The 13,782-nt window shown below is 32.1% G+C and carries 12 protein-coding genes; 2 read left to right on the top strand and 10 right to left on the bottom strand.

Annotation, left to right across the window (positions count from 1 at the left end; genetic code table 11):
* Window positions 1-47: 47 nt before the first annotated feature.
* A complete protein-coding gene (locus AC07XU_RS14315) occupies window positions 48-719 on the top strand; it encodes a TetR family transcriptional regulator (protein WP_494944318.1) in 672 nt (223 codons plus the stop codon).
* On the opposite strand, the gene AC07XU_RS14310 is transcribed toward AC07XU_RS14315, so the two are convergent.
* The 6 genes from AC07XU_RS14310 to AC07XU_RS14285 all read right to left on the bottom strand — a co-directional run bounded on the left by AC07XU_RS14310 (window position 716) and on the right by AC07XU_RS14285 (window position 8,505).
* Window positions 716-1,783 (bottom strand): serine hydrolase domain-containing protein, encoded by a 1,068-nt coding sequence (locus tag AC07XU_RS14310; protein WP_494944317.1) that lies wholly within the window; start codon window positions 1,781-1,783, stop codon window positions 716-718. The genes AC07XU_RS14315 and AC07XU_RS14310 overlap by 4 nt on opposite strands.
* 129 nt (window positions 1,784-1,912) lie before the next feature.
* On the bottom strand, window positions 1,913-3,355 hold the full coding sequence (locus tag AC07XU_RS14305; RefSeq protein ID WP_494944316.1) for a S41 family peptidase: 1,443 nt from the start codon (window positions 3,353-3,355) through the stop codon (window positions 1,913-1,915).
* Window positions 3,356-3,471: 116 nt separating this feature from the next.
* Window positions 3,472-4,194 carry a class I SAM-dependent methyltransferase gene (locus AC07XU_RS14300; RefSeq protein WP_494944315.1) on the bottom strand — a complete coding sequence of 241 codons (723 nt, stop codon included), beginning with the start codon at window positions 4,192-4,194 and terminating at the stop codon, window positions 3,472-3,474.
* A gap of 231 nt (window positions 4,195-4,425) precedes the next feature.
* Window positions 4,426-4,878, bottom strand: coding sequence for a DUF1569 domain-containing protein (locus tag AC07XU_RS14295; protein ID WP_494944314.1), 453 nt, complete (start codon window positions 4,876-4,878; stop codon window positions 4,426-4,428).
* A 59-nt stretch (window positions 4,879-4,937) separates the two neighbouring features.
* Window positions 4,938-6,161 carry a DUF3999 family protein gene (locus tag AC07XU_RS14290; protein WP_494944313.1) on the bottom strand — a complete coding sequence of 408 codons (1,224 nt, stop codon included), beginning with the start codon at window positions 6,159-6,161 and terminating at the stop codon, window positions 4,938-4,940.
* Entirely contained in the window at window positions 6,151-8,505 is a 2,355-nt protein-coding gene (locus AC07XU_RS14285) for a DUF2339 domain-containing protein (protein WP_494944312.1), read from the bottom strand. The genes AC07XU_RS14290 and AC07XU_RS14285 overlap by 11 nt, the downstream gene beginning before the upstream one ends.
* A gap of 357 nt (window positions 8,506-8,862) precedes the next feature.
* Between AC07XU_RS14285 and AC07XU_RS14280 the strand changes: the two genes are divergently transcribed.
* The gene (locus AC07XU_RS14280; RefSeq protein WP_494944311.1) at window positions 8,863-9,309 is read left to right on the top strand and encodes a DUF2059 domain-containing protein; all 447 of its coding nucleotides are present in this window, start codon (window positions 8,863-8,865) and stop codon (window positions 9,307-9,309) included.
* A 107-nt stretch (window positions 9,310-9,416) separates the two neighbouring features.
* Here AC07XU_RS14280 and AC07XU_RS14275 read toward each other — a convergent pair whose 3' ends face one another.
* From AC07XU_RS14275 to AC07XU_RS14260, 4 genes are all read right to left on the bottom strand, one after another.
* Window positions 9,417-9,827, bottom strand: a complete 411-nt coding sequence (locus AC07XU_RS14275) for a hypothetical protein (RefSeq protein ID WP_494944310.1) — start codon at window positions 9,825-9,827, stop codon at window positions 9,417-9,419.
* A 119-nt stretch (window positions 9,828-9,946) separates the two neighbouring features.
* Window positions 9,947-10,417 (bottom strand): hypothetical protein, encoded by a 471-nt coding sequence (locus AC07XU_RS14270; protein ID WP_494944309.1) that lies wholly within the window; start codon window positions 10,415-10,417, stop codon window positions 9,947-9,949.
* 362 nt (window positions 10,418-10,779) lie between these two features.
* Entirely contained in the window at window positions 10,780-12,639 is a 1,860-nt protein-coding gene (gene hscA / locus AC07XU_RS14265; protein WP_494944308.1) for a Fe-S protein assembly chaperone HscA, read from the bottom strand.
* Window positions 12,640-12,799: 160 nt separating this feature from the next.
* The gene (locus AC07XU_RS14260; protein WP_494944307.1) at window positions 12,800-13,759 is read right to left on the bottom strand and encodes a Fic family protein; all 960 of its coding nucleotides are present in this window, start codon (window positions 13,757-13,759) and stop codon (window positions 12,800-12,802) included.
* Between the last annotated feature and the right edge of the window lie 23 nt (window positions 13,760-13,782).

Raw genomic sequence — 13,782 nt, 5'->3', positions numbered from 1 at the left:
TATCCTAAAACAAATAATTGCTAACTTTGTGTTAAATTTAAATGGCTATGGAGTTTCAAGTGAAATTTGATATCAATGAGCGGATTTATTTAAGAAATCCGGAGAATAGTGAAGTAGGAAAACTGATGATCAAAAAAGCCATTGATTTAATTTACACTTTGGGCTTTGAGCAATTTACGTTTAAGAAATTAGCTGTAGAAATTAACAGTACTGAGGCTACTATTTACAGGTATTTTGAGAACAAGCACAGATTGTTGCTATATATACTTAATTGGTATTGGAGCTATATGGAGTTTCTGCTCACATTTAAATTAGAAAACGTAAGCGATACTAAAGAGCAGTTAAAAAGTATTGTGCATTTGCTTACCCATGAGCTGGCAGAAAGTACTGGTCAGTTTGATTATAATAAAAAGTATATAAACCAGATTGTTATTGCAGAAAGCAGTAAGGTTTATTTGGTTAAAGAGGTAGCTGAAATTAATAAGAATGAAGTTTTTAAGCCATATAAGGATTTATGTGCTAAAATAGCTGAGGTAATTTCTGCCTACAAGCCTAGTTATAAATATCCCAGATCGCTTAGCACAACTTTAATAGAAACCTCTCACCATCAGCAATATTTTAGCGTAAACCTACCTAAGCTAACAGATGCAAAAGCAAAAAATGATACTGAATTTACAAGCGTATTTATTGAAGATTTTTTATTTAAGGTGTTGGCTTAATTGATTAATGCATTAATTTTTTGCCATAGTTCATTGTCGAAACCAGAAAGTGCAAAATTTGGGTTTGATGGATCAGAAGCATTACCCATTCTTACAATTACCATTTTTTTGCTAGGTATTACATAAATACGCTGATCTTCTGCGCCCATAGCTGCATACATATCTGATGGAGCATTTGGCACTAAACTACCTTGATAAACTGTTTGCGAACCTGGCACCATGTATTTCGATTTCCCATTTAACCACCACAAATAACCATAAGATTGATTAATGTTTTGTGAGGTGCTGATACTTTCGTTGAAAAAATTTTCATTGATGATTACTTCGCCGTTCCATTTACCTTTGTTTAGTGCTAGTAGGCCAAAACGTGCCATACTGCGGGTATTGCTATGGTAAATCTTAAAAATTAAGCCGTTATTCCAAAAACCTTCAATGCCAATTTTATTTTTAAGCTTGGTGTTAAAATAGTTTTCAAAATCTTGCTTACTTGCTGAGCCAACAACATCCATTAATCTCTGAAAAACATTATGGTATGACCATCGTGTACCAGCATCTGCTAGATAATTTAAATTGGCTTTAATCACCAATTCTTTATCATCGCTAATACCTGAAGTCATGGTTAGCAAATTTTTTGAGGTTATTAAATTTTCTTTATCCAAAGGCTCACTAGTCCACCCGTTACCTAAGTATTGAGAAACTTTAGCATCTATATTTAATAAATTTTCTTGCTGGGCTATACCAGTTGTAGTGGCTACTAATGTTTTACCTGCACTATTCCATTGCCAAGTTGTGGCTGCAGTATGTCCGTTAAAATACTCTTCTACCACAATTCTACCGTTAACCAAAATCAAAAACGATTTGGTATTTTTCTGTTGCAAGTATTCCCTTAAAGGTTGTAAAGCATTTTGGGTCCAATTTAGGCTTGTTATGCTTGTAGTTTCCCAATTTGCGTTGGCATTTGCCGGAAAATACATTGTTTGGTTTGGCTCACTAAGTGGGTTGTTGTTCTTTTTGCTACAGCCAACAAAAAAAAATATCAATAACATAAAATAAGGATGTTTCATGATTTGAGCAGTTTAAATGTCCATTTATTCATGAGACTAAACAAATCGCGAAACGTTTAATGCTACTTTTTTACGTTTTTTTGCAAAACTTTAACATGTAAACTCAAACAATTTTTATAGAAGGAATATTTATTTGCTTAAATAATCATAAACCTTATCTATTATATTTCCACCCTTTAAATATACATCTGGAATTAAACCTTCACCATCAACTGAAAAACCTTTGTCTAACCATAAATACCTAGCTATTGGTAATCTTAAACTAATTATAGGGCAACTCATTTTATAATTCACTACATTACCGTAATCCATCATACCTCCAGAATTAGTTCCAAAAACCTTCACTTTATCACTTTGTTTTGCTATAAGAGTGAACAACTCGCCACTGCTTACTGTATTTTTGCTGATAAGTATCCCAATTTTTTTTGGGAATTCTGCGCTTACAGTAAATGTTAAAGTATCGGTAGGTTTGTTGCTCCTATTGTACATTTTTCCAAAATTATTTTTCATGGTACTAAATAATTCGTCAAATTTTTTCTTTGTACTATCGCTAGCATTTTCGTAGGTATATTTTACAAAACTATTGTACCATAAATTGAAATTGCTTTCAGTCATTCGCATTTCGGTATTGTATTCAACAATAGGTTTTGTGTACATATATTTCATCAATTGCATACCAACTTGATAATCTCCACCATCGTTATCTCGTAAATCAATAATCCAGTTAGGAATTGTAGTAAGTTTAGATTCATGTTTTTTTAACAAATAAGCTAATTGATCATAGGAATCACCATAAAAGTTAGGGAAGGTAAAAACAGCTAAATCATTTTTAACGAAGCTAAGTTTAGGAGCTTGCTCATCTTTCATGATTTCGTATTCCTTAATATCTCTTTTAACTGGTGTTAAAGGAAAAGTCTTCTCATAAAATACAACATCAAAATCCAAAATATTATCAACTAATTGAATTTTATGGGTAGACATTTGCTCTTTGTAACCATCGTAAAATATGCCATTATAATCCTCCCCAGTCGCATTAATGATCAATTTTACATCACCTTCTTTCCAGTTTTCATTGCTTGATGAAAGAACTACCGCATGATATAAATCATTTTTAACTTTTATAACCGCGAGTTTATAACTGCTACTTTCATAAATGCCCTCAATTTGATGTAGATTTTTACTTTTTAAATATTCATTTATTTCATTAGTAGTTAAGTTAGATTTTAGAATTTCTATTGGTAAATTTTGCTCTTTACTTGAAGTATTTGCATTAACTGGCTTTGCTTTATTGAAACGAATTGATAGATGTTTATCTTTATAAAAGCCTATCCACGCTTTTATATTTGCGTAACAAGTGCTGTCGTTTGTAATGGTTTTTGCCTTTGTGAGATAGTTGTCGCTCCAATTTTGATAGGCTAATTTATTTGTAGCAGTAACTTTATCTTGCCAACCAGGATAATTTTGTTCAACAATATTTTTTATTTCTTTAAACGTGGTTTCGCAATTGCAGTTTTGGCTGTATGATTTTGCTGTAATTGAGACTGTGAGTAAGAGTAAAAGTAAAATTTTCATAAAATGATTATTTTTTAAATGAATTACTTTATCGATTAATTTAGATTTGAGCTTGTTGAATTATTTATGAATAAAAAAATAAAATTTATCAGCACCAACAATGTTCTTTTATCATATTAGGCTTTGACCGATTTTTTTACTGCTCTAATGCACATGAACGCAGGAAAGTTGTTTAATTCTTTATAATGCCTAGGGTCTGCATTTTCAAATTCTTTGGTAGGTTTAGGTTCAACTAGTTTATCAATGTAAAATCCATTTTCTGTTAACGGATTTAAACATTCGCCTAATGATCTTCTATAACTATTTACCTCAATTGGCTCGCCAAAACCTCTCCAAGTGCATTTAACTTGTTCTGTTTCGAAGTATTTTTTTGATTTAAAAAAGTTAAAATCGTTAAAAGGATGCTCAATTGAAATGACAAGGGTTCCATCTTTTTTTAAAACTCTATTAAATTCCTTAATGGCAGGTTCCCAATCTTCTAAATAATGTAATGCTAAAGCGCACAACACAATATCATGACTTTCATTTTCAATTTTCTCAAACGGGGTTGATAAGTCGTGAACAAAAAAATATCCTTGGTTTTGATTTCTCTGGATTGCCAATTCTACCATTTTCGGGCTGATATCATAACCAATTACATTTGCACCTTGCGCAATTAAAATTTCAGCATATTTACCTGGTCCGCAAGCTGCATCTAAAACATTTTTACCGTTTACATTTGGCAATAAGGCTAAGGTGTTCGGTCTATCATAATAGGCATTATGCGGTTTATGATCTATAAGTTCATCGTATTTAACAGCCATTTTTTCGTAAGCGGCAATTACTTTCTCTTTAATCATTTGGTTTATTGTTAATGTATTGAGGTAATTATTCCTAAACTACAAAAAAGGAACAAAAATTTTATGCGGTTTGGTGCTGCTGTATGATATGGAGCACAAAATTTTGTAAAATAAACCCGGTTGAAATGGAAAGCCCCAATGTTTACCGAGCATCGGTATCAAAACATTGGGCTTGTAATGTAAAACGGGGCTGCATTAAGCTATATTTTACAGGTTTTGATTTTCTAATTTTTAAACTCCAAATTGAGCTAAATGATGATTTAAGTGCTTTTGGAACATGTTATTCCATTGAGCAGCAGTTAATTTGCCAAATGATAATGATTCTCTTCCTTCGAAATAGTTAGCGCCTAATTTAAGTGTTTTATCTAAGTAGCCAATTAAACGAGCTTTTTCTTTCTCGAAATCTTTAGGGTCGGTAATTATAAAAGCAGGTGCAGTTTGGCTATTTTTTTTGTATGGTTTATTACCAACAACTTGCTCTTTAACAAAAAGTTTAAGAATCAATTTTACAAATCCGTTAGGTGCTTTATGTATGTTTTCGTAAGCCATTTCGTAGGTTACATTGCAATGCGCTAACATTTGGCCAACATTCATTTTACCCCAGTTAGGTTTGGTATTGGGAGTTAGTTTGTTAATTCTTGCAATTAATTCATTTACAGCTTCTTGTTCGAAAATTGTTTTCATTTCTTTGATTTTTTGAGTTTTAAGTTGATGGTAAATGATTACTAATTAATTTGTTAAAATTAATTTTTGAGCATTCTAAAAGCAAAAAAGCCAAGCAAGGCGATAATCACTGCCATTAAAGCCCAAAGCCATGCCTTATTTTCAAAGAGAGGCACTTTTTTAGCTTCAACTTTAAAGCCCGGATTATTTTGCTCCTCACCAACAGTGAGTGGATTAATCTGCATCGGGATTTTATTTTCGAAAGTTTTTAATTCGTAAACTGGCTGATTGGCTTCCTTGTTGCCATAAAATAGCGCATAGGTTAATGATGGGTCATCAAATCTGCCAATTAGCTCATAAACTGGGCCTTTTAACACTAACGAAGCAAAACGTAATGGCTTATTATCATTATTTTCAATTGTAATTTTTAATCTGCTCACAAAATTGCTAGCAAAATTAAATTCAGGATTTTCTAAAGAACTAATGGTGCCATCGTAAAGTGGAGCATAATTATATTGTATGCCTTTATCAGTTTTAAAGCTATCTGTTGCGTATTCAATTTTTAAAGTTCTGTAAAAATCGAAATCACTTTGTGCATTAATTTTTAAATAAGAAAGATGAGAAGGACTAACTAAATCTACATTAATGATGGTTTGTTTGGTTTTAGCATCATTAAATAGTTGATAGCTTTTGTAAGCTACGTTTTTATAAACTCCTTTTAACGTATCGGTTTTTAAAATTTTTGCAGCACTTAATTGAGGCTGCTCATTGGCTTTTATGGCTAACCTAAAATAAGTGTATTTTGCTGTAGTAAAATCTAATTGTGTAAAATGGTAATTGATATTGTTGTTTTTAATTGATAAAATTCTGTAATCTTTTAAAATGGTAAACCATTGCTTGTTATCATTACTTCCTTCTAATTTGGTTTTCCAATCGAAATTTGCTTGTTTAAACGAAAGTTTAATTTGATTGATGCTTGCAGAGTTTGCCGCTTGGAAGGTGTAGAAAAATCCATCAGCATTGCTACTTTGATTAATAATGTTGAAATCAGTTTCGCGGTCTGTAATTTGATCTACGCTTTGCTCTAAAATGTACGGTACTTCAACAGTGTCTTTTCCTTTAAAACCATAAATTCTTAAATCTGCTAATCCACTTTGTGCATTTTTAAAAACCTCATTTGGTATAATTAAGCTATGCCAAGTAGTATTAATACCTTTTAAATCTCGCTTATAACGATAGGTATTTGTTTGGGCTTGCAAGCCTAAGGCACAGCAAATAAATAAGGTTAATATTTTAAATTTCATTTTTAACATCATCAATAATTAAATGTTTGTATTTGTTATAAAGGAAAGAGATGATCAATAAAAGTACACCAAGCGATACAAATACGATGGTGCGAGAAAGTCCATTAAGCGAAGCTATATCGTAGAAAAATAGCTTAATTAGCGTTATGGCGAATAAAATAATAGCTCCAATTCTGAGGTGTTTTTTATTTTTCCATAAGCCCATAGCTATTAAAAACAATGCATAAACTCCCCATAAAATACTTAAACCTAATTTATACCCAGTTCTTAAGCCATTTAACTCTAAAAGATGTAAAAGTTCGCTGCTTAACACCCAAAGTATGGCAATGTAAAGCACGTAATCAAATGCGGTTTTAAACTTAACCTTAAATAATTCAGACTTGCTCAATAAGTAGCAAGTTGAGATAAGCAAAGCAAAAAATACCAAAGAAATATATCTAATGCCAATGTTCTTGCTCGTGCTCACAAAATATTGGTCGACTTGCAAAATATAAGCTTGTCGTAATTCGCTTAACACAAATAAACCTTGTGTTAAAAAAGCTAAAATTGTAATTAAATTAATAATTCCATTACTGACCGCTAAATCCTTACTTTTTATTTTTTTAAGGTTAATAAATGTAAGTAAGCTAACAAAAGCCATGGTGTAAATTAAAATGGCAATTGTTTTAAAGTTTTTATAATCAAAGTTATATTCAAAAACTTTATTGTTATCGTTTGGTTCAATATCAATTTTCGTGCTTTCAAACAGATTTCTAAAAATGGTAGCAATTTCAATTCTAAACGTAAAATAAATTACACCAATCAATATCGAAGGAATTACGTAGTTAAATAGCTCTTTAAGTGGTAAATTAACCTTTGTTGTTTCTTCTTTTATAGTTGATTTTTTGCTAATCATAAACATACTTGAAAAGCAAGCTATGAATATTAATGCCGATAAAAACCTAACATTAAAAAAAGGCTTTACGAAAGCATATTCGCCAAAATAATTAAATTCACTATTGTTAATTGTCCAGTCTTGCAGTAAGCTAAAAAAAGCTAAAAATATAAGCGGGTAGGAGAGCTTCTCATAAATAGAAATTCCCTTCATTCTGCCCAAGTAGAATAAAATTGATGCCTCAACTACCCAAAATATTGTTACCCAATTACCGCTTAACTGAACGGGTACCGCCATGGTAATAAATGTAATTACCATAGCCAAAACAAAGTAGAATAAGTTTTTATCGGCCAGTTTGCGTTTATAAATTACTAGGCTTACCACAAAGTGGATAATCGCATTCAGCAAGGTAAATAAGCCTAAATAATCGCCTTGGTTTTCGCTTAAAATAAAGAAACCGATACCGTAAAATACAAACGAATTTGCTAGCAAAATAATTACATCAGTAATGCCAAAAACTTCTGCTTTATTCACCTTATAAGCTAAGTTGCTTATATAAAATATCAAGAAAAATATACTCGAAAATCCTAATGCTAAGTTAAAATGTTTGGCATCGGTATAATCCATAACCAACCATGAACCGAAAATAATCCAAGTTAATCCAAAAGATAAAAAGAATAAAGGCTTCCAGTATTTTTTGAAGCTTAAGATTAATATGCCTATGTTAATAATAGCCATATAGCTAAACAAAACAGCTACTTTACCAGAACCATCACTCAGTAAAAAAGGTACAGCATAAGCGCCAACCAAGCCAATATGCGCAATTACTTGTTTATTGTATTTTATGGCTGCAACAACTGTAAATGAGGTAAAAATAACCATTAATCCAAATGCCAAAGCCTGCGGAATTAGACTGTAAAAATCATAAGCTGCATACGTTAAAAAATACATGATGGCAATGGCACCACTCAGTAACACAGCACTAAAACTTTCGTATTTCGCTTTCAACCTTACTGCAAATCCCATTAAACCAATGCCAACTAAATAGCCTAAAATGATACGCGTTAGCGGACTAAGCATATCTTTTTCAATAGCATATTTGGCACCAATGGCAACCCCAATTACTAAAATTAAAATTCCAATTTTGCTGATTAAGTTTTCGCCAATAAACTTTTCGAAATCAGATTTTTCGAAGTTTGCTCTTTTAAAGTTATCACTAAATTTAGGCTTAGTCTCTTGTTGAAATATAGGCTTTCCTGCACTTATAGGTGTGTTTTTAGGCGGAAAAACTATTTTCTCTTCCTGTAAAACGGGAGCAGGTTGGGTATGCTCAACAACATCATCAGAAAACTGTAACCGCCTAATTTGATTTTTTAAATCATGTATTTCTGCCTCAAAATGCTGTTGCCTAAGTGATAAATTTTCGAGTTTAAGTAACAGTAAATTGAGCTTTTCCTTGTCGTTTTCCATTCGGTAGCATGAGGTAATTTTCTTAAATATACTAAGCTTTGGTACAAGGTGGGCTAATTATTTTAAAGTTTAACTAATAACATATGTGATTTTCTGTAAAGGAAATTCAGCAACATTTAGGGAAATCCAGTCCGCCTATTCGCTATATCTTCCCCTAAATCCCCAAAGGGGACTTTAGGAAAAGGATGCCGCTGCTATGCGGTTTAAAATGCAAGGTTGGTGCAACTATTTGAAGTTGCATAGTGCCAACTTTAATATGCAGAACATGAAATAAAGCATATTAATTATTTTAATAGGCTTTGGAGTTTTTTTAATGTTATTAAAAAATTATATCTTAACACCTTACAAATCTTATTTATGAAAAAAATTTTATTGACAATCTTAATCGCCTTTCCTTGCGTTGTATTTTCACAAACTGAGCAACACTTAAAAGCAAGTGAAAATTTTTTAGAAGTATCTGGAGCAAGAAGTAGTTTTGATGATGTTGTTAATTCAATGTTAGCCACGCAAACTCAAACTGTACCGGTAGAGCATAGAGATAAGTTTGCAAAAGTAATGAAAGAATTTTTTGCCAAATATTTCAGCTTCGATATACTAAAGCCTAAAATCGCAAAAATCTATGCTGAAGAGTTTTCTGAAAAGGAACTTAACGATCTAACAGTATTTTATAGTTCAGAAACTGGTAAAAAATTTGCAAGCAAACTGGGGTTTTTAACAAAGAAAGGGATGGAAATTGGGCAATCTACAGTTCAAGAACATAAAGATGAACTAACTAAAATGATCCAATCAGAATTCGGTCAATAGTTAATCTTACTATCTTTAAAATAAACTGCCAAGTACTTTGTCAATTTTTTACAGATTGACAAAGTTTGAATGGCTTAATTTAACTATTGAAATCTAACATTTTAAGGTTAGTTATTAAGCGTATCAATTTCCTTGTAGGTTTTGTATAAAATATCTTCGCCATATTTTTTAAAAAGTAGTTGGTGCATTTTAATGCTATAACAATCCATCTCCTCTAATCTCATGCAACCTCCTGAAATGGCTTCTACCTTATACTTATGTAATAGTTTTGAACTAAATCTATCATTGGTCGCCAAATTATCTAATCCCCAAAAAACGACTTGATAGTTTTTATTTTTAAAATCATCAATTGCGTTTTGCTCAGCAATTTTACAAGTTGTACATCTGTAATAAAGCTGGCTAAAAGACTTTGTATGTGTGAAATAGAGTTGAGGAATAATAAAATAATAGGTAACTGCTATACCAATAAATAGAAAATTGAAAACTGCTGAGTATATTGTTGCTTTTATAAACATCATACTATGTTGATGCAGTTAATAATTTGATTCCATAATTAAATTTAACGAAGTAAAAAAGTTAGATGATATAGATTTTATCTCCCTATTTTAATGAGCTTAAATAGCCTTAGTGAACTGCTTTATATCTGACAAGTATTTATTGCAGATTTTAAATTTTCAAGAAGCTCATCTATTTCAATTATTCCGTTAAGTTTGATAAGGTCATTTTTATTGTCCAAACTTTTAAACTCTATGTCAAGCTGCTTTTTAGTTTGAGTAATATTTAGAATTTTAATTTTGGGAATAAGAAAACGCTCTCCGAGTTCTGGAGTAAAATAATCTTTTGTTTTATAAAAAAGAAGACTGCAAAGCAAAACTATGCCAGCTTTGATGTACCAAGTAGTTTCAGTTGAAAGCAAGCTGACTACGAATACCACAAAAAAAAATAAGGTTTGGTAGAAGCCAAAATATTTTCTATCATCATACATTGATTTTCCGAAAGGTTTTTCAGTAAGTATTTTAGTTTCTGACCAATTGCCAGTAGATGTGAAGTAGATATTATTTTCATCAACATTAATAAACCCATTACTATACTTGAAATGTCTTTTCATTAGCAATACTTGGAACTAATATAGCAAATTGAATTTTAAAGATGATGATAATATAGGGGGATTTTTAGTTGATCATTGGCATTATGATTGGTAGGCAACCTTGGCAATGACGAAAATAAGCTACGTTGTCAATCTTCTACAGATTGATAAAGTTTTATCGGATTAATTTTGTGGTGTCGTCATGCTCAGCTTCCCGAGATAAACTCGGGACAAGTGACTGGGCATCGTAATGCTTTGTTAAGGTTATTTTTTTATCCTTTTCTGGCACAACGATTGACGTTTACACGGGATGATGGCAGCTTTAAAAAAATATTCCTCTAGTACTTAATCGAAAATTAATTTTTGAGACCTAACACTAATTACTACTCGTCAATACTTTTACCTTTCATGGCTTGGCCAACAGCCATATCCATTAAACGCTCTGCAAACGGACGGGTAAATTCATTTAGCTCATCTGCTTTTTTAAGAATAAGATCTTTATCGCCTGTGGCTAAAGCTTCTTTTAAAGCAATAATATGAGCGTTTGTTTCCGTAATTTCCTCTTCAGTTAAAATCTGATTGTTTTTGCTAATAAACCTCTCTGCAGTGTAAACCAATTGTTCACCCTCACTTCTAGCTTCAATGAGCATGCGTTGTTCAACATCGTTTTTGGCATTTTCAATACTATCGATTAGCATTTTTTCTACCGTGTCATCACTCAAACCATAACTTGGTACAACATCAATCTCTTGTTTAACACCAGAGCGTAATTCAATCGCTTGTACGGTTAAAATTCCATCAGCATTTAGCATAAAATTAATATCAACCTTTGGTAAACCTGCAGGCATCGCCGGAATTCCTTTTAAATCAAACTCTGCCAACTTTCTATTTTCGTTCACCAAATCGCGTTCGCCTTGATAAACAGAAATTTTCATATTAACTTGGCCATCGATAGAGGTAGTGTATTGTCGGCCTGCTTTTGTGGGTACTTTGCTGTTTCTAGCAATAATTACATCCATCAATCCGCCCATGGTTTCGATACCCAAAGAAAGGGGCGTAACGTCTAACAGTAAAATATCAGAACGATTTCCGGCTAAAATATCGGCTTGTATAGCAGCTCCCAAGGCTACAACTTCATCGGGGTTAATTTGATCGTGTGGTTGGCGATTGAAAAATTCGCTTACTGCTTTTTTAACAAAAGGCGTACGTGTTGATCCGCCAACTAAAACAACTTCGTCAATTTCTGCTATGGTTAAATTTGCATCAGATAAAGCTAATTTACAGCAAGTTATGGTCTCGTTAACTTTGTTGGTTATTAGCTGCTCAAAAGTTTGCTTATCTAACGTGCACCAAATATCACCAACTTTTTCATTGTATAAATTTTGGCTTGAAAGTGCTTTTTTAGCTGCTTCAGCCTGTAATCTTAACGTTTGCATTAAAATATTGTCTGCCGCAACTGTTGCAAAATCAAGCTTGTTTTGCTCAATCCAATGATTTAAAATAGCTCTATCGAAATCATCTCCACCTAAAAAAGTATTGCCATTTGTGGCTAAAACTTCAAATATGCCATTTTGTATTTGAAGGATAGAAACATCAAACGTTCCTCCCCCTAAATCATAAACAGCAATGGTTTTTTGTTGAGTAGGATCTAAACCCAAACCATAAGCTAAACTTGCAGCAGTTGGTTCATTTACAATTCGCAAAACATCTAATCCTGCTAGTTTGCCGGCATCACGTGTTGCTTGGCGCTGACTATCATTAAAATAAGCAGGAACCGTAATTACCGCTCTATTAACTGGTGTTTTTAAAGCATGTTCTGCTCTAGCTTTTAGTTCTTTTAATATTTCTGCCGATAGCTCAATTGGAGTATAAAACCTGTCGCCAGCTTTAATTTTAACCAAAGCATCAGTATCATCATCAATAATTTTATAGCTAAAAATATCTTGGTGAGCAGCAACATCTTTGTATGATCTCCCTAACAAACGTTTTACCGAAAATATCGTATTTGCAGGATCTGTAGTTAAAAAAGCCTTTGCTTCGTTGCCTACTTCAGCATCACTATGTTCATTAAAATGCACTACAGATGGTACCAAAAGCCCTTTGCCTGTATCATTAATTACCTGCGGATTTTTATCTGGATTGATAAAGGCAACCAAACTATTGGTTGTGCCTAAATCGATACCTACTATTATTTCTTCTTTCTGAAATGAGCCCGTTGCCAGGTTAATGGATATTTTTGCCATAACAGGGCAAATTTACACATTTGTTGTTTTAAAATTGTTTGAATGTTGTAATGTTAGAAAGTTAAAAGGTTGGGAAGGGGCGATGTTTTTAAAACTAGGCTGTAAATTAATACCTGCTAAACTGCATGTTTTTAATTTCTCATTCATCAAAATTAAGCCATTAGATTTTCTTTTTTCTGTAATAAGTAGTTTTTTTATCTCCAAACTTTTCAAGCCATCCTTTATCAACACCGTTTTTTAAATCTCTACTTGCTGTAGCGCTTGATATTTCGGTGTAGTTTTTCATGTAATCTTTTCTACTGAATTCTTTTGCTGAATTTTCTAGGAATATTTCCAATCTTTCCATATCATTTAGCTTTTTTGTGCCTACTTCAAGCAACTCATTGAGTGATTTATCAATGGTATTCAGCATAAATACAATAAATTTTGTAGACTCACCTTCTTTGTCTGATGAAGAAAGTGCTTTATAGTATTGACCTTGATTTTTTGATATAAGAGTTTCAAACGGTAGAAATTCTAATAAAGGATATTGTTCCATTAGAATAAGAGTTTGCCACATTCTTCCCATTCTTCCATTTCCATCAATAAAAGGATGAATAAATTCCATTTCATAATGAAAAACACAGCTTTTGATTAAAGTTAACTCTGTTTTATCTTGTAAGTAATTAAAAAGATCATTCATTAAAAATGGTACATTAGTGTAGGGTGGTGCTATATGTTCAATTTTAGAACCTTTCACAATCCCAACTCCTTTTGTTCTATACTTTCCTGAATATTCAACAAGGCCATTCATTAAATTTTGATGCGCTTTCACAAAATCTTTTTGTGAGGTATATTTAAATTTTTTTAAATTTTTATAAACTTCAAGTGCATTTAAAACTTCTTTAATATCCTTTTCCGGCCCTATAACCCTTTTATTCTCAATTATGGAAGTTATTTGTTCTTCCGTTAGGGTATTACCTTCAATGCTTAAAGAAGAATGGATGGTCTTTATTTGGTTTTGTTTTCTGAGTTTTGGGTTTTGTTTCACTAAATGCTTTGCATTTACTTCTCCAATTTTTTGCGAAATTGAGGTAATTAGCTTTAAAATCTGTGAGGTTATCTGGTATGGAGGCTTCATTTTGATACTATCATTTGATACTA

The sequence above is a fragment of the Pedobacter sp. GW456-11-11-14-TSB4 genome (assembly GCF_059424425.1).
Note: the sequence above shows the minus strand (reverse complement) of the source record. Positions and strands in the feature narration are given on the sequence as shown.

Coding starts and splice junctions, on each gene's coding strand:
- hscA (WP_494944308.1), bottom strand. CDS start 12,639: ATGGCAAAAATATCCATTAACCTGGCAACGGGCTCATTTCAGAAAGAA.
- AC07XU_RS14270 (WP_494944309.1), bottom strand. CDS start 10,417: ATGAAAAGACATTTCAAGTATAGTAATGGGTTTATTAATGTTGATGAA.
- AC07XU_RS14280 (WP_494944311.1), top strand. CDS start 8,863: ATGAAAAAAATTTTATTGACAATCTTAATCGCCTTTCCTTGCGTTGTA.
- AC07XU_RS14260 (WP_494944307.1), bottom strand. CDS start 13,759: ATGAAGCCTCCATACCAGATAACCTCACAGATTTTAAAGCTAATTACC.
- AC07XU_RS14315 (WP_494944318.1), top strand. CDS start 48: ATGGAGTTTCAAGTGAAATTTGATATCAATGAGCGGATTTATTTAAGA.
- AC07XU_RS14275 (WP_494944310.1), bottom strand. CDS start 9,827: ATGATGTTTATAAAAGCAACAATATACTCAGCAGTTTTCAATTTTCTA.
- AC07XU_RS14310 (WP_494944317.1), bottom strand. CDS start 1,783: ATGAAACATCCTTATTTTATGTTATTGATATTTTTTTTTGTTGGCTGT.
- AC07XU_RS14305 (WP_494944316.1), bottom strand. CDS start 3,355: ATGAAAATTTTACTTTTACTCTTACTCACAGTCTCAATTACAGCAAAA.
- AC07XU_RS14285 (WP_494944312.1), bottom strand. CDS start 8,505: ATGGAAAACGACAAGGAAAAGCTCAATTTACTGTTACTTAAACTCGAA.
- AC07XU_RS14295 (WP_494944314.1), bottom strand. CDS start 4,878: ATGAAAACAATTTTCGAACAAGAAGCTGTAAATGAATTAATTGCAAGA.
- AC07XU_RS14300 (WP_494944315.1), bottom strand. CDS start 4,194: ATGATTAAAGAGAAAGTAATTGCCGCTTACGAAAAAATGGCTGTTAAA.
- AC07XU_RS14290 (WP_494944313.1), bottom strand. CDS start 6,161: ATGAAATTTAAAATATTAACCTTATTTATTTGCTGTGCCTTAGGCTTG.